General features: G+C 66.6%; 14 protein-coding genes. 8 read left to right on the top strand and 6 right to left on the bottom strand.

The annotated features are described in order from the left end of the window. The first annotated feature begins 80 nt into the window (after window positions 1-80). The 5 genes from AC3A4T_RS07625 to AC3A4T_RS07605 all read left to right on the top strand — a co-directional run bounded on the left by AC3A4T_RS07625 (window position 81) and on the right by AC3A4T_RS07605 (window position 7,001). Complete coding sequence (locus AC3A4T_RS07625) at window positions 81-1,808, top strand: phytoene desaturase family protein (protein ID WP_487674815.1); 1,728 nt, start codon at window positions 81-83, stop codon at window positions 1,806-1,808. 20 nt (window positions 1,809-1,828) lie between these two features. After that, window positions 1,829-3,562 carry a phytoene desaturase family protein gene (locus AC3A4T_RS07620; protein ID WP_487674814.1) on the top strand — a complete coding sequence of 578 codons (1,734 nt, stop codon included), beginning with the start codon at window positions 1,829-1,831 and terminating at the stop codon, window positions 3,560-3,562. Further along, window positions 3,559-4,614: an MDR family NADP-dependent oxidoreductase gene (locus AC3A4T_RS07615; protein WP_487674813.1), complete on the top strand. Its 1,056-nt coding sequence runs from the start codon at window positions 3,559-3,561 to the stop codon at window positions 4,612-4,614. Before AC3A4T_RS07620 ends, AC3A4T_RS07615 begins: the two co-directional genes overlap by 4 nt. 281 nt (window positions 4,615-4,895) lie before the next feature. Beyond that, the gene (locus tag AC3A4T_RS07610) at window positions 4,896-6,344 is read left to right on the top strand and encodes an MFS transporter (RefSeq protein ID WP_487674812.1); all 1,449 of its coding nucleotides are present in this window, start codon (window positions 4,896-4,898) and stop codon (window positions 6,342-6,344) included. 393 nt (window positions 6,345-6,737) lie between these two features. Beyond that, entirely contained in the window at window positions 6,738-7,001 is a 264-nt protein-coding gene (locus AC3A4T_RS07605; protein ID WP_487674811.1) for a hypothetical protein, read from the top strand. Window positions 7,002-7,042: 41 nt separating this feature from the next. Here AC3A4T_RS07605 and AC3A4T_RS07600 read toward each other — a convergent pair whose 3' ends face one another. After that, window positions 7,043-8,461, bottom strand: a complete 1,419-nt coding sequence (locus tag AC3A4T_RS07600) for an amino acid permease (protein WP_487674810.1) — start codon at window positions 8,459-8,461, stop codon at window positions 7,043-7,045. 289 nt (window positions 8,462-8,750) lie between these two features. Between AC3A4T_RS07600 and AC3A4T_RS07595 the strand changes: the two genes are divergently transcribed. Beyond that, on the top strand, window positions 8,751-10,190 hold the full coding sequence (locus tag AC3A4T_RS07595) for a serine hydrolase domain-containing protein (RefSeq protein WP_487674809.1): 1,440 nt from the start codon (window positions 8,751-8,753) through the stop codon (window positions 10,188-10,190). Window positions 10,191-10,319: 129 nt separating this feature from the next. On the opposite strand, the gene lnt is transcribed toward AC3A4T_RS07595, so the two are convergent. The 3 genes from lnt to AC3A4T_RS07580 form a co-directional block, all read right to left on the bottom strand. Then, the gene (gene lnt / locus AC3A4T_RS07590; RefSeq protein WP_487674808.1) at window positions 10,320-12,779 is read right to left on the bottom strand and encodes an apolipoprotein N-acyltransferase; all 2,460 of its coding nucleotides are present in this window, start codon (window positions 12,777-12,779) and stop codon (window positions 10,320-10,322) included. A gap of 51 nt (window positions 12,780-12,830) precedes the next feature. Next, window positions 12,831-13,451, bottom strand: coding sequence for a hypothetical protein (locus AC3A4T_RS07585; RefSeq protein WP_487674807.1), 621 nt, complete (start codon window positions 13,449-13,451; stop codon window positions 12,831-12,833). Between the two features lie 80 nt (window positions 13,452-13,531). Beyond that, a complete protein-coding gene (locus tag AC3A4T_RS07580) occupies window positions 13,532-14,620 on the bottom strand; it encodes a hypothetical protein (protein WP_487674806.1) in 1,089 nt (362 codons plus the stop codon). Between the two features lie 434 nt (window positions 14,621-15,054). On the opposite strand from AC3A4T_RS07580, the gene AC3A4T_RS07575 reads away from it, so the two are divergent. Further along, a complete protein-coding gene (locus AC3A4T_RS07575; protein ID WP_487674805.1) occupies window positions 15,055-15,897 on the top strand; it encodes a hypothetical protein in 843 nt (280 codons plus the stop codon). On the opposite strand, the gene AC3A4T_RS07570 is transcribed toward AC3A4T_RS07575, so the two are convergent. Then, window positions 15,898-16,626: a hypothetical protein gene (locus tag AC3A4T_RS07570; protein WP_487674804.1), complete on the bottom strand. Its 729-nt coding sequence runs from the start codon at window positions 16,624-16,626 to the stop codon at window positions 15,898-15,900. 51 nt (window positions 16,627-16,677) lie between these two features. Next, window positions 16,678-17,361 carry a hypothetical protein gene (locus tag AC3A4T_RS07565; RefSeq protein WP_487674803.1) on the bottom strand — a complete coding sequence of 228 codons (684 nt, stop codon included), beginning with the start codon at window positions 17,359-17,361 and terminating at the stop codon, window positions 16,678-16,680. Window positions 17,362-17,606: 245 nt separating this feature from the next. Here AC3A4T_RS07565 and mutS point away from each other — a divergent pair, with 245 nt between their 5' ends. Then, on the top strand, window positions 17,607-20,168 hold the full coding sequence (mutS, locus tag AC3A4T_RS07560) for a DNA mismatch repair protein MutS (protein ID WP_487674870.1): 2,562 nt from the start codon (window positions 17,607-17,609) through the stop codon (window positions 20,166-20,168). Window positions 20,169-20,249: the final 81 nt, after the last annotated feature.

Raw genomic sequence — 20,249 nt, 5'->3', positions numbered from 1 at the left:
GACCATGACGCCTGACTTGGGCCACTCATCTCACACCATCGCAGCACTGCTGCGCGCGCGCCTGTCCGTGGAGGCCGCCTATGTCGCGTGATACCGGCCCCGACTGGAGCGATCGCGCACCGCGCGCGAACGGCCGGCCGCGCGTGATCGTCATCGGCGGCGGCGTCAGCGGCATGGCCACCGGCGTCTACGGCCAGATGAACGGCATGGACACGCGCATCTTCGAAACCCATGTGCTGCCGGGCGGCTGCTGCACCGCGTGGTCGCGCAAGGGCTACATCTTCGACTACTGCATCGAATGGCTGATCGGCACCGGCGCCGGCAACGACGCCAACCAGATCTGGCGCGAACTCGGCGCGCTCGACGGCAAGACCGTGCGCGACTTCGACATGTTCAACAAGGTCGTCGACGAACGAGGCCGCTCGGTCACGTTCTACAACGACCCCGACCGGCTCGAACGCCATCTGCTGGAAATCTCTCCGGCTGACGAAGCCCTGATCCGCTCGTTCTGCGCCGACCTGCGCCGCTTCATCAAGATCGAGCTGTACCCGTTCCTAAAGCCCAATCCGCTCAAGAGCGTCGGCGAAAAAATCAAGACCATGCTCGAGATCCTGCCCGCGTTCCGGCTGTTCTGGCGCAACGCGGCCACGCCGATGCACGACTTCGCCGACAAGTTTCAGGACCCGCTGCTCAAGCGCGCATTCCGCAACATCTTCTATCAAGACCCGGAATGCTTCCCGCTGCTGCCGTACCTGTACAACATGGCCTGCGCCTACAACAACAATGCCGGTTTTCCGCAAGGCGGCTCGCTGGGCCTGTCGCGTTCGATCGAGGAACGCTACACCGCCCTCGGCGGCATCCTGACCTACCGTGCGCGCGTCGACCGCATCCTGGTCGAGAACGGACGCGCGGTCGGGGTCGAACTCAAGGGCGGCGCGCGCCATTACGCCGACTTCGTGGTCTCGGCCGCCGATGGCTACACCACCATCTACGGCATGCTCGAAGGCAAGTACACGAACAAGACCATCGACACCTTGTACGACGAGATGCTCAACAAGCCGGGCATCCTGTTCCCGGCGGTGGTCTCGGCCTTCGTCGGCCTGGAAGGCGATCTCGACCCGAACGATTCGCACAGCACCACCTACATGCTGAGCGAAGCAGAAGCCAAGCAACTGCCCGGCGCCTTGCAGGCCAGCATCGTGGTGCAACTGCGCTCGCGCTATTCCGACGGCTTCGCCCCGGCCGGGCGCTCGGTGATCCACTGCACCTACTTCAGCGACTTCAATTACTGGCGCACCTTGCGCACCGAAGATCGCAAACGCTACTGGGCGGAGAAGAAGCAGGTCGGCGAATTCGTGCGCGGCTTCCTGGAAAAACTCTATCCGGGCATCGGCGAACGGATCGAACTGGTCGACGTGGCCTCGCCGGCCACGACCAAGCGCTACACCGGCAACAGCAACGGCAGCATCCTGGCCTGGAAGGCCTTCAGCGATGCCGAAGACCTCGCCAACAAACTGGTCAACAAGGGCCGCATGCAATTGCCGGGGCTGCGCGGTTTCTACATGGCCGGGCAATGGGTCGGCCTGGGCGGATTGATCCGCGCCGCTTCGTCGGGCCGCTTCGTCATGCAGTTCATCTGCAAGGAACTCGGCCGCGAGTTCAAGGCCTGGGAAAGCGGCGGCGCCGCGCCCTGGCATACCGGCAAGCTCGGCCATTTCCCGCAACTCGATAAAACCCCACCGGAACGGCCCGCAAAGCTGCGCCTCGTCGATGCGCCCGTCGCGCTCGAACAAGCCTCCGCCGTCTGACCTCCAAGGAAGCCAGGACCATGTCGCATACGCTGGGCAACAGAGAAAGCATGATCATCATCGGCGCGGGGCTCGGCGGTCTGTCGACCGGCTGCTACGCGCAAATGAACGGATACAAGACGCAGATCTTCGAGATGCACGAAATCCCCGGCGGCTGCTGCACCGCCTGGGAACGCGGCGATTTCACCTTCGACTGCTGCATCAGCTGGCTGCTCGGCAACGGCCCGGGCAACGAGATGCATCAGATATGGCTGGAACTGGGCGCGCTGCAGGGCAAGCAGATGCGCCACTTCGACGTGTTCAACATCGTGCGCGGCGCCAACGGCCGCGAGGTGTACTTCTATTCCGATCCCGACCGGCTGCAAGCGCATCTGATCGAGATCTCGCCGGCCGACACCAAGCTGATCCGCGAATTCGTCGGCGGCCTGCGCAAGTTCCGCAAGGCCCTGAACGTGTACCCGTTCCTCAAGCCGGTCGGGCTGATGGGCCGCTGGGAACGCTGGAAGATGCTGGCCTCGTTCATCCCCTACTTCAACACCATCCGCAAGTCGATCAGCGTGTTGATGACCGACTACTCGGCGCAGTTCAAGGACCCGTTCCTGCGCGAGGCGTTCAATTTCATCCTGTACGAAAAGCACCAGAATTTTCCGGTGCTGCCGTTCTACTTCCAGCTCGCCTCGCACGCCAACCTGTCGGCCGGCGTGCCCGAGGGCGGCTCGCTGGGCCTGGCCAAGTCGATCGAGGAACGCTTCCGCCGCCTGGGCGGCGAGGTGAGCTACAACGCCAAGGTCGAGGAGATCCTGGTCGAGAACGATCGCGCCATCGGCATCCGCCTGAGCGACGGGCGCGAGGTGTTCTCCGACATCGTGGTCTCGGCCGCCGACGGCCACACCACGATGATGAAGTTTCTCAAGGGCAAATACCTCAGCGAGACCTACCGCAAGCTCTACACCGAGACGATCACCGAGCCGCATATGGTGTTCCCGGGCTACTTCATCACCTTCCTCGGCCTGGACAAGCCCTTCCCCGAAGGCGAGCCCTGCACCACGTACTTGCTCGATGAGGAAGAAGCCGCCGAGATGGTCGGCATCCGCCATCCGAGCATCAACGTGCAGTTCCGCAGCCAGCACTATCCCGAACTGGCGCCGGGCGAAACCACCATCGTCTACGCCACCTATTTCTGCGACATCGCGCCATGGCGCGCGCTCAACGAAGGGCCCGAGCAGGTCAGCCGCAAGCGCAAGGGCGAGGAGTTCCACACCTTGCCGGTGCGGCGCGGCCACGAGTACCACGCGGCCAAGCGCAAGGTCAGCAACGCGATGATCCGGTTCCTGGAAAAACGCTATCCGGGGCTGAAGGATTCGATCACCGTGCGCGACGTGTCCAGCCCGCTGACCCAGGTGCGCTACACCGGCAACTACGATGGCACCGTGCTCGGCTGGCAGCCGTTCGTCGAAAGCGGCGAGACCCTGGAAGAGGAAATCAAGAAGAACGGGCCGGTGCTGGAAGGCCTGTCGAATTTCTACGTGTCCGGCGTATGGGCCACCACCGGCGGCCTGATCCGCGCCGCCGCCGCGGGCCGTCATGTCATGCAGTTCATCTGTAAGGACGACAGCAAGGACTTCACCGCCAGCATCGACAACCACAAGCCGCTGCCGACCCATCTGATCCATCCGGTCGGCCCAGCCGCGCCCGCTTACCGCCCCGCCGATGCTTACCCGCAATTGATCACCACCAGGACCTTGAGCACATGAAGATCGAAAAATGGGTAGTGCGCGAGCATGTCGAAGGCGTGCCCGATGCCAGCCGCATCTACGAAAAAGTCGAGGAAGAACTCGACGTGACCCTCGGCCACGGGCAGATGCTGCTCAAGACGCTGTATGTGTCGGTCGATCCGTATCTGCAGGGCATCTGCCTGGACACACCGATCGGCAACCACATGGGCGCCGATTCGATTATGGAAGTGCTCGACGCCGGTCCCGATGCGCCGTTCAAGCCCGGCGATCTGCTGCAGGGTTTCGGCGGTTGGCGCACGCACCTGGTCAGCGACGGCAAACCGGCGCTGTGGCAGACCGGTACGTTCCCGATGGTGTTTCCGGCTTATCGCAAGCTCGATCCGGCTAATTACGACGAAACCTTGCCGCTGTCGACCGCGCTCGGGGTGATGGGCGGCCCGGGCATGACCGCGTGGGGCACCTTGACCAAGTTCATGGCGGTCAAGCCCGGCGACACCATCGTCATCAGCGGCGCCTCGGGCATGATCGGCAGTCTGGTCGGGCAGATGGCCAAGCGCGCCGGCGCGCGCGTGGTCGGCACCGCCGGTTCGCAGGCCAAGGCGCAATACCTCACCGAGCTGGGCTTCGACGCGATCGTCGACTACAAGGCCAACGACACCGCCGACAAGATGCGCGACGCGTTGCAGCAGGCCGCGCCGAACGGTGTCGACAAATACTTCGACAGCATCGGCGGCATGGTCACCGACGTGGTGTTCTCGATGCTCAACGTCGACAGTCAGGTCGCGGTGTGCTGGCAATGGGCGAGCCAGGTCGAGCAGGACTACACCGGGCCGCGGCTGTTGCCGTACATCATGTTTCCGCGCGCGACCATCCGCGGGATCTTCTCGCTGGAGTGGTTCACCGATTCCAACTGGCAGGCCTTGCACAGCGATCTGGGCGGGATGATCCGGCGTCAGGAACTGAGCTCGGCCCACACCATCCGCCACGGCTTCGACGACATCCCGCAGGCGTACCAGAGCCTGTTCGTCGGCGGCGCCGACAATCGCGGCAAGGTGCTGGTCAAGCTGTAGTCGCTCGCTCGCAACGTTGCATCGCAGGCCCCATCGATTGCGACAGTCGCGCGCGCCGCCCGAGCTGTGGGCGGCGCGCATGGACGGCGCGCGCCACGAGAATCCTCATGTCCTCTGCTCCGTCCGACCGTTCCGGCGTCGATCAATCCAGCCTAGATCAAGCCAACCTCAATCAATCAGGCTTCGATCAACCACACCTCGATCGCCATGACTCGGATCGATCCACCGACACGCGACCGGCCGCGAACCAACGCGGCTCCAAGCGCGTACTAGCAGGACTGATGCTGGCGCTGTTCCTCGGCGCGATCGAACAGACCGTCGTCGCCACCGCCTTGCCCGCGATCGTGGGCGACCTGCAACGCTTCGACCTGATGGGCTGGGCGGTGTCGGCCTATCTGCTCGCGAGCGCCGCGGCGACGCCGGTGATCGGCAAGCTCGGCGACCTGCACGGACGCCGGATCATGCTGCTGGTGTGCATGGGCGGCTTCCTGCTCGGTTCGGTCCTGTGCGCGCTGGCGACCAGCATGCCGATGCTGGTCGCCGCGCGCGCCTTGCAAGGCGTCGGCGGCGCCGGCCTGATCATCGTCGCCCAGGCCGCGGTCGCGGAAATCGCCGGGCCGCGCGATCGCAGCCGCTTCGCCGGCTATTTCGCCATCGTCTGGGCGGTGGCAGGTTTGATCGGTCCGCTGCTCGGCGGCGCGCTGACCGACTGGCTGGGCTGGCGCGCGATCTTCTGGATCAATCTGCCGATCGGACTGCTCGCCTTGGCCATCGCCTGGCCGGGCATGCGCGCGTTCGTCGCCGCCGGCCACAGCGGCCGCATCGATTACCTGAGCACGCTGCTGTTCGCGCTGGCGACCACCGCGTTCCTGTTCGCGTTGACCTGGGGCGGCGTGCGCTACGCGTGGGCCTCGCCGCAGGTGTTGGGTCTGTTCGGGTTCGCCGCGGTGGTCGGGTTCGCGTTCGCACGGCGCCAGACCCGGGTCGCCGATCCGGTGCTGCCGCCGACCTTCCTGCGCCATGCGGTGATCGGCCCGGCCCTGCTGGTCGGTCTGTTGACCTACGGCTTCTACATCGCGGTGGCGGTGCTGATGCCGGCCTATTACCAGATCGGCCTGGGCCTGAGCGCCTCGCATGCCGGCCTGCTGTTGATACCGGCGCTGGTCGGTGGCGCGATCAGCGCCCTGCTCGGCGGCCGCCACGCCGCGCGCAGCGGCGACTTCAAGGGGCCGGTGCTGCTCGGCTTTCCGATCGCGATCGCGGCCTTGTTCGCGATGGGCCTGTTCGCCGAACAACTGACGCCGCTGAGCGCGTCGCTGCTGCTCGGCGCGGTCGGTTTCGGCATCGGCCCGAGCACCGCGATCATCAACGTCGTCGCCCAGAACGCCGCGCCAACGCGCCAACTCGGCAGCGTCACCGGCGCGATGGCCTTCGTGCGCACGCTCGGAACCGCGGTGGTCGCGACCGCGGGTTCGGCCTTGATCCTGCTGCGCCTGGCCGAGGCCGGCATCGGCACCGCGCAAGACGGCTCGGGCGCGCGCAGCCTGAGCGAACTGGCCGCCCATGCCTTGTCGCCGTCGGCGCGCGAACTGTTCCGCGCCGCGTTCGGCGGATTGTTCTACGCCGCGGCCGCCGGACTGTTGCTGGCGGCGATCGTGTTCATGAGCATCCGCGCGCGCCATCTGCGCGTGAGCACCGGCCCGGAACTGGCGGCCACGGCGGAGGCCTGACACTCGGCGCGGCCGCGTCCCGGCGGCTGCGCGCGCCGCGCGATCATCGATCGTCCCCGTCGCGGCCTCGCGCGCGGCGCTTCGATGTGGACCTGCGTCACGCAAAAATACAAATTCACAATTTTGGTTACTGCGTCACGGCCCAGACCTTGCTAGGGTCACCACTAGCTAGCGCCGGACGCTGCGGTATCGTGCAATGCCGCGACGCATCGTGACCGAGTTAGCGCCAGGACGGCGCCGGACGGACCGGTTCGCCCGGTCGGCAGCACCCGCGGTACGCACCACATAACGATTAGCGCCTTCGCGCGCACCGCCGCCGTGTGCGGCAGATTGATTCGGGACTTCATGAAAACGACACTCGGCGTAGCGCTTACGCCTCCGACAGCGGCTGCGTTGATCGCCGGCGCCTGTGTGCTCGCGGCCGCGTTCCTGCCTACCTACCACGCCTGCGTGCCCGACCAGACGCGCATCCCGCCGATCGTGGCCAACCCGCCGACGCTCGAATTGCCGAAAGTGCGCGCGATACCGGCCCGGGCAGTCGGCCTGAAAGCCATCCAGGCCAAGCCCGCGACCGGTGCAACCGAGATAGCCGAGACCGAGCCGACGCGCGCGGCGGCCGCGCCCGACCCCGGCAACAGCGCGCGCGGCCAGCGCTGACCCGCGGCGGCGACGCGCTCAGGCGACGCCGCTAAGACGGCTCATGCCTGCTCGGCCACGTCCCGCGCCAGCTTGCTGTGGCGAATGCCGTAACCGAAATACACCGCGCAGCCGATCAGCAGCCAGATCGCGAACCGCTCGAAGGTGAGGTACGGCAATCCGCTGATCAGCCACAGCGAGAAACCTATACCGATCAGCGGCACCAACGGCGACCACGGGGTGCGGAACGGCCGCGGCAACTCGGGCGAGCGGTAACGCAGCACCAGCACCGCGCTGCAGATCACCACGAACGCGCACAGCACCCCGATATTCACCAGCTTGGCCAGTTCCTCCAGCGAAAACAGCCCGGCCGCCACCGCCGCGACCGCGCCGACCAGCCAGGTCGTGCGCCACGGCGTGCGCCAGCGCGGATGCGCCTTTCCGAACCAGCCCGGCAGCAGCCCGTCGCGCGACAGCGCGAACCAGATCCGCGCGCCGGCCAGCAGATTGGCGAAGATCACGCTGGTGATGCCGCAGATCGAGGCCAGCGAAATCGCCACCATCACCTTGGGCATGCCGATCGCCGCGAACGCGTTGGCGACCGGCGCATCGTTGCCGAGGGTGGTGTAGGACACGATCCCGGTCAGCACCAGGCAGATGCCGATGTACAGAGTCATCGCGATCGCCAGCGACAGCACCACCGCGCGCGGCAGGTCGCGTTGCGGGTCGATCGCCTCTTCGGCCGCGGTGGTCATCATTTCGTAACCGAACACGGCGAAGAACACGATCGAGGCGCCGGCCACGACGCCGTGCACGCCAAACGGCATGAACGGCTGCCAGCGCGCCGGATCCACATAGGCCACGCCGGCGACGATGATCAGCAGCGCCGCGCCGATCTTGATCGCCACCACCACGGTATTGAAGCGCGCGCCCCATTCGGTCTTGAACGCCAGCAGCGCGGTGATCGCCAGCGACACGAACACCGCCGGCAGGTTCACGACCTGCCCGGCCTTGCCGCCGAACCAGCCGCCCTGCGCCCACACCGGCAACGCCACCCCGGCCGCGTCGAGCAAGGCCTGCACGTAACCGGACCAGCCCACCGCGACCACCGCCGCGATCAGCGCGAACTCCAGCAGCAGATCCCAGCCGATCAACCAACCGGCGAACTCGCCGAGCACCGCGTAGCCATAGGTGTAGGCGCTGCCCGACACCGGAATCAGCCCGGCGAACTCGGCGTAGCACAGCGCCGCCGCGGCGCTGGCGATGCCGGCCAGCACGAACGACAGCACCACCGCCGGCCCGGCGGTATCGGCCGCGACCGTGCCGGTCAACACGAAGATGCCCACGCCGATGATCCCGCCGAGCCCGATCGCGGTCAGATGCCACAACCCCAGCACCCGGCGCAGTTCGCCGCGGGTCAACGCCTCGCGCTGCAATTGCTCGACGGACTTGCGGCGCAACATGCGGGCGGTGAGGTTCATCGAAGCTCCAGCGGCGAAGTTGGCAGACCTGGCCGATGCTCGCACCGGCGCGGCGCGCGGGACTAGTCGCGCTTGCCCGGCTTGGGCGCGGAAGTCCGCACAATCGGGAGCCGTGGCCCGCTTGCCTGGGTATCACCGCATCGTCACCGGGCACGCGCGCGACGCGACGGAGCGACCGTGCCACGGCATCGACTACCATGCGTCCCGGCCGGTTCGCGCCTAGATCTCGCGCACATTCGACAGTCCGGCGCACACCGCCCTTCCGACCACGCCTTCGAGCCGCACCGCAATGAATCGACGCCTCTGCCACGCCCTGCTCTGCCTGCTCGCTCTCGCGCCGGGCTTGTTGAATGCCACGGTCCGGCCCGATCCCGCCGACCGCCTGCGGCATCAACTGCGGATCGAATCGCAGCGCTACGGCATCGTCGGTCAAGCGGTCGAAATCAGCCGCGACGGCAAGTCCGTGTTTCAAGGCGTGTATGGCGCGTCCGACCTCGACAAGGGCCAACGGGTGGCCGCGGACGACATCTTCCCGGTGTACTCGGTCGCCAAACTGTTCGTCTCTACCTTGCTGATGCAATTGGTCGAACAAGGCAAGGTCGATCTGGACCGGCCCGCGAGCGCGTACCTGCGCGACCAGCCCGCGAACTGGAATTCGATCAGCGTGCGCCAGTTCCTCAACCACACCTCCGGCGTGGCCGAGTACTACACGCCCGAACAGATGGCCGGCACCGTCGAAGCCAACGCGTCCTTTCCCGCGAGCCTGCCGGCCGCCCTGGCCGTCGCCGCCGCCCGGCCGATGCAGTTCGCGCCCGGCAGCCGCACGCGCTACACCCAGACCAACTACCTGGTGCTCACGCAGTTGCTGGAAACCCACTACACCCAACCTTACACGCGGATCGCACGCGAACGCATCCTCGTCCCGCTGCAACTGCAACGCACCTGGCTGGGCCGCGACGGCCTGCCCGCGCGCGGCGTGGTCGCCGCTTATCGCGGCCAGGACGGCAAAGCGCAACCGATGCCCGATGTGATCTGGCCCGCGTACGCCGTAGGCCATAGCGCGCTGTACATGAGCCGCGGCGATCTGTCCGCGTTTCTGCGCGCGGTCGCGGCCGGCGAGCTGGTATCGAAGACCTCGCTGATGCAATTGTGGCAACCGCAGACGCTGCCCGGCGGCCAGCGCGGCGAATTCCTCAGCGGCTGGGAGAGCGGCGACAGCGGCCACTACCGCGACGTCGGCCACGACGGCGGCACCGTGGTGCGCGCGCGGATCCTGTTCGGCGACTCGCTCGACCGCGATGTCTATACCGTCGTCTATCTGACCAACGGCAGCGCCCGCAACGTCTGGTCGCGCACCCTGGTCGACGACCTGATGGGCGTGCTGGCGCCGCAACGCTTCCCGACGCAGGCCCTGGCCGACCGGATCGCCGCGTTCGCGCTGCGCGCGCCGGACGACAAGCAGAAGCAGGCATTCGCCAAAACCTTGCGCGCCGATCGCAGCGTCGACAAGCAACAGCTCGAGCGAACGATCAACAACACCGGTTACGCCTTGCGCGAAACCCACGGCGCCGACACCGCGCTGCGCGTATTTATTCTCAACACCCTGCTGTTTCCCAAATCCGCCAACGCGTGGGACAGCCTGGCCGAAACCTACGAGGCCAAGGGCGACGATGCCGCGGCGAAGGCCGCCAGGCGCAAGCAACAATCGCTGTCGAAACCATCGCGCTGACCGCTGTGACGCAAGCTGCAGGGATTGCCGCCGCGCGGATGGGCTAACGCGATGGGGCTTGTCCGATGTGCGACGACGTAGCCAGGGCGCCAACGCAAGCGTGAGCGTGGTGGCGCGGCATCCGCGCTTTCATCCGGCAGCCAGCAAGCGCATCGCCAGCCACGCCGGCACGCCGAGATAGAACGCGAGACGACCCAGCCATTCCATCGCATCGCGCACCGCAGCCGCATGCGCGGAGCGCAACGCGATGGCCAGCACGACGACGGTTTCGATCGCGAGCCGCAGCACCGCGGCGAACAGCATCAAGCCGATCGACCACGACGCCCACCAGATCAGCAGGCCGGTGAGATACGCGCCGAGCCCGTAGCTGTAGTACTCGCCGAACACGCCGCCGAAGGCGATGATCTGATGCAGGCGGAACGCGATCAGCGCCAGCAGCAGCGCGACCAGGCCGAATTTCACCAGCGGATGATCGAGCCGGCGTCGGCGTGCGTCGGCGCGGCTCTGGGCCAGATCGGCCAGATCGTTGGCGACGCCGCCTTCCAGCCGGATCGGCATGCCGGTCGAAGCCAACAGGCGCTGCAAGGCCCGCGGACGGGTCGATGCCAGACTCCACGTCCACCATGGGCCCGCGGCCAGGCGCACATCGACGCCACTGCCCGGCAGCGGAATGCGCCAGGGCCGCAGCGCGGCGATCGACGCGACCGGAAGTTCGATCTTGCGCCGGCGCTGGTCCAGCACCAGCAGCGAAGCTTCGACACGCGCCTGCGCGACGAACGCGCGCTTGATCGCCCACGCGGCCACGGCCGGCGCCAGCACGGCCGCGGCGAACAGCCACAGCTGCGACAAGGACTGAATCTGCAGGCCCGTGCGCGTCAGCATGTCGAAGGCCAGCCACAGCAGTCCCGCGCCCGCGCATAGCCGCAGCGCGCCGATTAATGCACGCCACAGCGGCGTAAGCATCACGACCTCAATGACCGTTTCCACCTGCGGCCCCAAGGACGCACGACGACGCAATGACTGCCACGCTGCCAGCGCGGCCAACCCGAGCAGAAACACTGCACCCGCGCGTCCGACCCAATCGCCCCAGCGCACCATCAAGGTCGGCGACGGATCGCGCGCGCTCACGAACGCCGTCAGCACGGCCTGATCGCCGATCGCGGTGTTCGCGAGCACCTCGCCGGTGTCGTCTATGATCGCGCTGAAGCCGTTGGTGGTGACGCGCACCTGCGGCAAGCGCGTTTCGATGCTGCGGAACGCCGCGACCGCCAGATGCAGGCGCGCGCCGACCGGATACGCGGTGAACCACGAATCGTTGGAAATGCCGACGATGGCCTGCGCACCGAGCCGCGCGCCGTCGATGGCCAGGTCGGGATGCACATCGTCCAGACAGATCAGCGGCACCACGTTGACCTCGCGCCCGTCCGCGCTGCGCAACGGCAGCACGCGCGCGCCGTCGCCCGGGCTCCAGGTGCCGGTCCACGGCAACACGCTGCGCAAGCGCGGCCCGTCGAGCCAGCGCGGCACGTGCTCGGTCAGCGGAAACGGATAAGTCTTGCGATAGACGCCGAGCAAGCCCTTGCCGGGTTCGAGAAACGCGGCCGCGTTGTACTCGCCCTGCGCGTCGCGGTCGTAGGTGCCGAACACCAGCGGCACGCCGGCCGTATCGACGAAACCCTGGATCTCGCGATCCAGCGCCGCGCCGTCCTCGCTGCGCGGATGGCCGAAGGTGGTGGGATACACGGTTTCCGACCACAGCAGCACGTCCGCCTGGTGGTCGCGGATCGCCGACCACGACAAGGCGTAATGGGTGTCGAGCACCTGCCGGACCACGCCGTACGCGCCGATTTCCTTGCGCAGCCGTTCGTAGTCGGTGATGTTGGCCTGGACCATCGCCACGCGCAGCGTCGGCGCATCGGCGAGCGCGGGCGCCTGCAAGCCCGCGCGCCGCACCGCGCCGTAACCGGCCATGCACGCGACGATGCCGATCGCCAGCGCGAGCGGCCGCAGCAGCACGCGCATGCTGCGATCCGTACCTCGGCCGCGATATTGGACGATGGCGAATGCGATCGCCTCGTTGACCAGCAGCAGCAACGCGGTGATGCCCGCCGCGCCGCCGAGATCGGCGACCTGACGCAGCATCGCCGACGGAAACAAGCCATGCCCCAAGGTATCGCCCAAGGGCTTGGCCACCAGCCATTCGCAGGCCACCCACGCGCAGGTCGCGGCCAGCGCGCGCAGCACCGGCCCGTAACGGCGTCCCGCCCATTGCCGCATCAATGCGAAAGCGATGAATTGCGGCTGCACCAGTGACGCGAACACCAGCAGCACCACCGTCGCCGTCGCCGCGCCCACGCCGGTGTAGGCGCCGATCGCCGCGCCGAACCAATAGAAAACCGCCGCCACGAAAGCGACGCTCATCAGCGCGGCGTTCGCCAGCACCCGCGGCATCGTCCTGTCGGTGTTGAGCACCAGCAGCCACGGCACCAGCGCGACGAAACCCAAAATCCAGGCCAGCCCACCGAGCGCGTACAAGCCGAGCAACACGGCGGTGGCGAGAATGCCGGCGAGGCTACGCCAGCGGGACAACCGCTCATGGGTCAAGTCGAACACTCCGTGTCGCGGGGTGAGCGCGGGAAATCAGCGCGGGGGAATCTGGATCTGCCGTCGCGGCATGCCGGGCGGCGCGAGTTCCGGCGGCACCACCCGGTCGGCCGGCATCGCGATCGGCCGACCCTGTGCGTCGTGCAGGGTGAAGTCGGGCGAGAACATCAGAATCGGTTCGATCGGAACACCCTCGTCGGTCACTTGATGATGGCGCACATAGCCTCGCGGCAACTCATAACCTTCCGGCACCACCAGCCCGACCAGCGGCGGGCTGGTACCGGGCGGATTGAACGCGCCCAGGCCGGTACGCACGCCGGCCTGCTGCAAGGCCTCGATGACCTGCGCGCCGGTGGGTTCCGAATCGCCGGGCTGGAAGTAACTGGCGAGATCATCGGGATCGTTGCTCGGCATGTTCTGCGCTTGCCGCGGCGATGCGATTCGTCGTGCGGGATGGGTGGATGCGGATCGGTCGTCCATCGCGGTGGCCATCGCATCGCGATCCGTGCCGGCCCGCGCGACGCCATTACTCGAGCCCGGCGCAGGTTCGCGCAGACACCACCACCCGACCAACGCGACGGCAACCGCGACCACGCCGACACCCACCACCCACGGCAGCCTGCTGCCGCGGGTGGCGGGCTTCGCGATCACGCGCATGCCCTCGCCGTCCGCTCGGGACGACGGGGCCTGCGGATTACTGCGCTTGGACACGGTCGTTTAGTCCGCCGGACTCGCGATCAGGGATTGGTCGGCTGATACACCGACAAGGCCCAACCCATGCGCTCGTGCCCGTACTGATTCCAGATCGGGCTGCGGCCGTTAGTGAAGCTCGAATAGCGCGGCGCGCCGGTGCCGGTGGTGCCGCCCCACAGCCCCGCCGACACGGTGCCGCCGGTGTAGGTCGGATGGGTGTCGTCGGACTGGATGTAGTCGAACGAACTCGACGAGGAAACGAACTTGGTGTTCGCATCGCGCAAGGTCGAGCGCAGGGTCACCGAGGTGCGGTTGACGTAGCTGGCCTCGCTTTCCCCGGACACGTAGCGCAGCGCGTCGGAGTCGATCAGGCCGTCGCCGTTGCTGTCGTAATCCGCGGCCATGTACTGGGCGAAGCTGTCGGCGCACTTGAAGCCCTTCTGGCGGGCGTATTCGCACATCCAGTAGTTCATCTTGGCGATCGCGGGCAGGAAGCGGTCGCGCATGTTCACGGTCTGGCCGGTGCCGGCGTCGCGGCAGGCGCTCTGCACGTTGTCGGTGTTGTAGCCGGGATAGTGCAGATTCGAAATCACCTTGAGCCGGGTGTTGGCGTGCGCGTTGGTGTTGATGTAATCCATCGCCGCCGCGACGTAGGTCTTGCACGAATTGATCGCCGCGTCCAGGCCGCTGTAGTCGCAGGTGCCGGTCTGCGACTTGAACGCCGAACGCGCCTGCAGGCCGTCGTTGCCGCACATCTCGAAGCTCACCACCCGGGTCGACGCGGCCTGCATGTAGGAGCGCTCGGCCACGATCTTGTTTTCGTAGACGTCGCGCGCCACCGCACCGGACTTGGCGCGACGCACGCTTTCGATATCGGCGTTCCAGCGCGCCGACAGGTACTCGGCGTCCACCGTCGGCGCCGAGTACTTGCCCGCGTTGCTGATCGAGCCGTTGTAGCCGGCGAAGATCGAATCGCCGTAGGCGACGGTCCGATATTTGGCGGTGGTGCCGGACCGGTCGATGGTCCACGACACGTTCTGATTGAGGGTATTGGCCATCGCGGGGGCCGCGAGCGCGATCAGCGCCACAGCCGAAAGCAACCGCCCCGCCTTGTTGCGGAACAGAGTCTTCATCCTTAATTCCCCTTCGAGATGATGTGCGCTGCGGACACCTGCTGGTGTCCGATGAGAAGGTAGTCCGACGAAAGTGATGCGACGAAACAGCGAAGTCCGACTGACCGCGAGGACGCCCACAAAGTTCCGGCGTCGCCCCCCCTGCCATCGCCCCCCGGACGCTAGCGTACGGTTCCAGGGGCACGCAATGTGCGCTGCAACAGCCACGGGGGGCTGCATCACGTTTTCGCACTTGGGTCGCGGGACGCGGCAGGTTGGGCGCACGCCAGACGCGATACGCGCGCGATCGCGAAAAGACAGTCGGCGCTGCGAGGACGAAGTCGCGATCGTGTTCGAGGCGACGGCGTCGCGACGAACAGACCTGTCGGATCGACGCAACCGCTCAGGCGCTAGGATGCGCGACAAGCGCATCGAGCACCCGGACAAAAACGGTCATGCCTAACCTCGAGCAATACCTGGAACAAGGAACCGTGGCTTCGTTCCTGCAACGCGCCGGCATGGCCCCTGGGTTGATACAGCATCACCGCGCGTTCGCGTCGAACTGGGGTTGGGACGACGGGACATCGGCCTATGTGACGCTGTGGATGCACGACATCCACGATCCCCACGGCATTCCGAAATGGAGCCAGAGCCATCCCTCGCTCAGGGACGACCTCACCGGCCAGCGCCGAGCGCGCGCGGCCGCGCTCCACGCGATCCTGGTCCGCTATTGCGGTCGGCCCGTGCGGGTGATCCTGCAGAAGCGCAAGGCGGACCGCTCCAAGTGGAGCTCGGGCCTGTCGCAGGCGCGCGGACTGGACCCGATTGCCTGGTATCCCGTCGTCGAAGGCGACACCGTGCTGCTGCAGCGCGGTTCGCTGCCCGGCCGCCGCGACGTCTCCGTCGACGGCCAGCCCATGCCGTCTCGCCCACCTTCGTTCGCGCTTCGCGAAACGCGCCCCGAGCAAGGCAAATTCCGCCAGCGTGTCGCCGCCAAAACCGGCAACCGTTGCGCCCTCTCCGCCGCCCCGAATGAGGTTTGCGACGCGGCCCATTTTCCATGGACCAACTGGCGCACGGACAACGAAGCCCATCACGGCGTGCTGCTGCGCCGCGATCTGCACGCCGCCCTGGACTACGGCCTGATCGAGATCGATCGGCTGGGCCGGGTCGTCGTCAGCGAATACCTCGCCTCGATGTCGAACGAATACCGGGCGCTGCATGGACGCGAAGTGCCCGTGGAAAAATCGCGAGCGACTAAAACACCGAGCCCGCGGCAAACCGGCGTCCCCCGCTGACTACAGCCCGAACTCCCACTTGAATTTGGAAAGGACCTCGTTGGTGTAGTAGTAATCGGGCTCGTGCTTGGCCGCGCGCACCATCACCTGGAAGTCCGGCGATTCCGGGTCTTCGGAGTTGAACTTCACCAGGCCGATCCCGACCACGCCGGCCAGGGCATCGAGGCGTTTGAGGTCGGACTGATTGGAGTTGCGCGGCACCGCGATATACACCCGGTGCGCGAAAAGTTTGTAGGCGCAGGCCTGGCCGAAGGCGACGATCAGACTCTGCGTGTCGATCTTGATTTCGACCGCGAGAACCTCGGTCGTGAACTTGATGGGGTCGCTGGGCTTGGCCGCGTAAAGGCCGATCACATCCGGCGTCCCCCACTTCCCGCCCGCCCCGTTACCGCCGATGGGCTTGGCGATGGTGACTTCCTCCAATTCGATTTCCAGCCATTCCGCGAACGGCTGGTAGAAGTCGGACTCGCGGAACTTGGCGGCCGTGACCGTCGGCGCGGGCTCACGGTTACCGCTGTCGCCCAGAGCGTACACACCGCGATCGGGCCGGGTCACGCCGGGCGGCAGGTGGTTGCGGAAGTGATGAAGCGAACCGGTGATGGTGTTCCTGTTCTCGTCCGGAAGCGCCGCGGCCACCGCCCGGGACAGGTCCGCCCAGCGGATACCGGTGGGCGTGGCCGTGATTATTTTCAGCGCGGCGTCGGCAACGCGCTTGCGTGCAGTCGTCATGATGTTCCTTGCCGCCAGGCGCGGCGCAGCGTTATTGAATACGGTAAATGACTACTTCGTCGCGGCCTCGATCTTGTCGATCACGCTTCGCTCGAACACCTCGAACGCGACGACCTCGGGACTGTGGTCGCTGAACTCGACGTAGTGCTCCTTGGCGCCGCGAATCACCTTTTCGACGGGACGGTAGTGTCGGTCTTTTGATGGCCGAATGAACACGAACCGTTCTTGCGGCTCGGCATAGTGGAGAATCAGCCAGACGTCCTGCGCGGGATGCGCCTGCACGTAATCGAGCTTGTCGGGCCGGACCCAATAGGTCGCGCCGCGCATCTGCTCGGTGCCGGTGACTTCCACCGCGAGCAAGGTGCGATGGCGCCCATCCGTCGAAATCACTTCGATGTCGGGACGCCCGGCCTCTTGCGGATGCGCCGCGATGAACTCGGTGCTGCCCGCGCCGAACCCCACGATCTGGGCCACCGCGCGCGGATCGATGGCGTCGATCAAGGCCTTGACCTTGCCGAGCCGCACACCCTCCTTCTCCCAGGCGGATTGATCGTAGTGATGTTTCCAGAAAAACTTCTCGCGCTCGATCAATTCATCGCAAGTGGCGGCCATCCCGAGCGATAACTGCATGGCCGGAAAGGTCCGCTCGCGGATGCTGCAGCAGTAGTTGCCGTCGACGAATATCCAGTACCTCTCCCGCTCGGGTTTGTACTCGATCCTGGTGATTTTCCCCACCACTCGCTCCTTGCGTTCATATCGGGCCCGGCACCGCGGCGCGGATACGGCCACGGCGCAACGCCGCGTCCTGGCTACGTGGCCGGAAAATAACGCAGTAGACTACGCAGGCGCCATACCAAGCGCTTGAACACCCTCGACATCTCCCCACTCGGCATGCATGCCGGCCCTGAATTTGGCGTATATATTTGAATACGAAGGACAAATCCGGCACTGACAAAGACGTGTCGGAACACACCCCGCTGATGCGTCAGTTCTTCGCCGCGAAGGCCGAGCACCCGGACGTGCTGCTGTTCTTTCGCATGGGCGATTTCTACGAGCTGTTCTACGACGACGCCCGCAAGGCGGCGCGACTGCTCGACATCACCCTGACCCAGCGCGGCAATTCGGCCGGTCAACCGATTCCGATGGCCGGCGTGCCGCACCATTCGGCCGAAGGTTATCTGGCGCGGCTGGTCGCGCTGGGCGAATCGGTGGCGATCTGCGAACAGATCGGCGACCCGGCGCTGGCCAAGGGCATCGTCGAACGCAAAGTGGTGCGCGTGATCACCCCGGGCACGGTCACCGACGAGGCCCTGCTCAACGAACGCCGCGACACCCTGTTGCTGGCGATTTCGCGCGGCAAGCACGGGTACGGCGTGGCCTGGGCCGATCTGGCCGCCGGCCGTTTCCTGGTCAACGAAGTCGCGACTGAAGATGCGCTCGAGGCCGAGATCGCGCGACTGGAACCGGCCGAGGTGCTGGTCGCCGACGAAGACGGCTGGGCGCCGTTCGTGGCCGAACGCAACGGCATGCGCCGGCGTCCGCCGTGGCTGTTCGATGTCGACAGCGGCCGCCGTCAGCTGCTGCGTTTCTTCGCACTGCACGATCTGAGCGGTTTCGGCCTGGAAGACAAGCCGCTGGCGATCGCCGCGGCCGCCGCGTTGCTGGGGTATGTCGAAGAAACCCAGAAGCAGCGCCTGCCGCATCTGACTTCGATCGCGGTCGAATCCGGCGACGGCGCGATCGCGATGAACGCGGCGACGCGCCGTCATCTGGAACTCGACAGCCGCATCGACGGCGACAGCCGCACCACCCTGCTCGGCGTGCTCGACAGCACGGTCACGCCGATGGGCGGACGCCTGCTGCGGCGCTGGCTGCACCGGCCGCTGCGCGACCGCGACGTGCTGCGCCATCGCCACCACGCCGTGTCGACGCTGATCGACAGCCGCGGCGGCGACGAAGTGCGCGAACGCTTCCGCGCGCTCGGCGATCTCGAACGCATTCTTTCGCGCATCGCCCTGCGCAGCGCGCGTCCGCGCGACCTGTCCACCCTGCGCGACGGCCTGGGCCTGTTGCCCGATGTCGGCGCGATCCTGCGCCCGCTGGATTCGCCGCGGCTCAACGCGTTGTGCGCGTCGCTCGGCGAACACGACGAACACGCGCATCTACTGGCCCAGGCCATCGTCACTCAGCCGCCGGTGCTGGCGCGCGACGGCGGCGTGTTCGCGACCGGCTACGATGCCGAACTCGACGAACTGCGCACGCTGTCGACCAACGCCGATCAGTTCCTGGTCGATCTGGAAGCGCGCGAACGCGCCAGCAGCGGCATCCCGACGTTGAAGGTCGGCTACAACCGCGTCCACGGCTATTACCTGGAAATCAGCAAGGCGCAGGCGGAAAAAGCGCCGACCCACTACACCCGCCGGCAGACCCTGAGCAACGCCGAGCGCTACATCACCGAAGAGCTCAAGCAGTTCGAAGACAAGGTGCTGTCGGCGCGCGAACGTTCGCTGGCGCGCGAGCGGCTGCTGTACGAACAATTGCTCGACGCGCTCAACGAACGCCTGGAACCGCTCAAGCGCTGCGCCGCGGCCTTGTCCGAGCTCGACGTGCTGTGCGGTTTCGCCGAACGCGCCGCCACCCTGGACTGGTCGCGACCGGAACTGACCGACGCGCCGGGCCTACGGATCGAGCGCGGCCGCCATCCGGTGGTCGAGGCGGTGCGCAAGGAACCGTTCGAACCCAACGACCTGATCCTCGACGAGGACAACGGCCGCCGCATGCTGGTCATCACCGGCCCGAACATGGGCGGTAAGTCGACCTATATGCGCCAGAACGCGCTGATCGTGCTGCTCGCGCATATCGGCAGTTTCGTGCCGGCGTCGCGCGCGGTGATCGGCCCGATCGATCGCATCCTGACCCGCATCGGCGCCGGCGACGACCTCGCGCGCGGCCAATCGACCTTCATGGTCGAAATGAGCGAGACCAGTTACATCCTGCATCACGCCACCCATCAGTCGCTGGTGCTGATGGACGAAATCGGCCGCGGCACCTCGACCTACGACGGCCTGGCGCTGGCCGAGGCCTGCGCGCGCCACCTCGCTCACGGCAACCGCGCCTACACCTTGTTCGCGACGCATTATTTCGAACTGACCGCGTTGGCCGAACCCGGCAACGGTATCGCCAACGTGCATCTGGACGCAGTCGAGCATCACGACAAGAACGGCGGTGAGCAATTGGTATTCATGCACGCGGTCAAGGACGGCCCGGCCGATCGCAGCTTCGGCCTGCAGGTGGCGGCGCTGGCCGGCCTGCCCAAGTCGGTGGTCAAGCAGGCGCGCGGGCGGCTGATGGAACTCGAACAACAGGGCCGCGACACGCCCAAGCCGTCGTTCGCCAAGGCCGCGCTGGACGCGCCGCAGCAGTTCGGCCTGTTCGCGCCGCCGTCGTCGGCCGCGCTCGATGCGCTGGCCGAGGTCGACCCGGATGAGCTGACGCCGAAGCAGGCGCTGGAAGCCTTGTATCGGATCAAGGCGTTGGTTTGATAGGACGCCATGGGCGAGATCGGGTTTCGTAAAGTCGTCGCGAACGACCGGCCGATACGAAACCTGTACTCGCTATCCCAC

Source organism: Lysobacter sp. Soil_N_51 (assembly GCF_057655755.1).
This window is presented reverse-complemented; position numbering and strand designations above follow the sequence as displayed.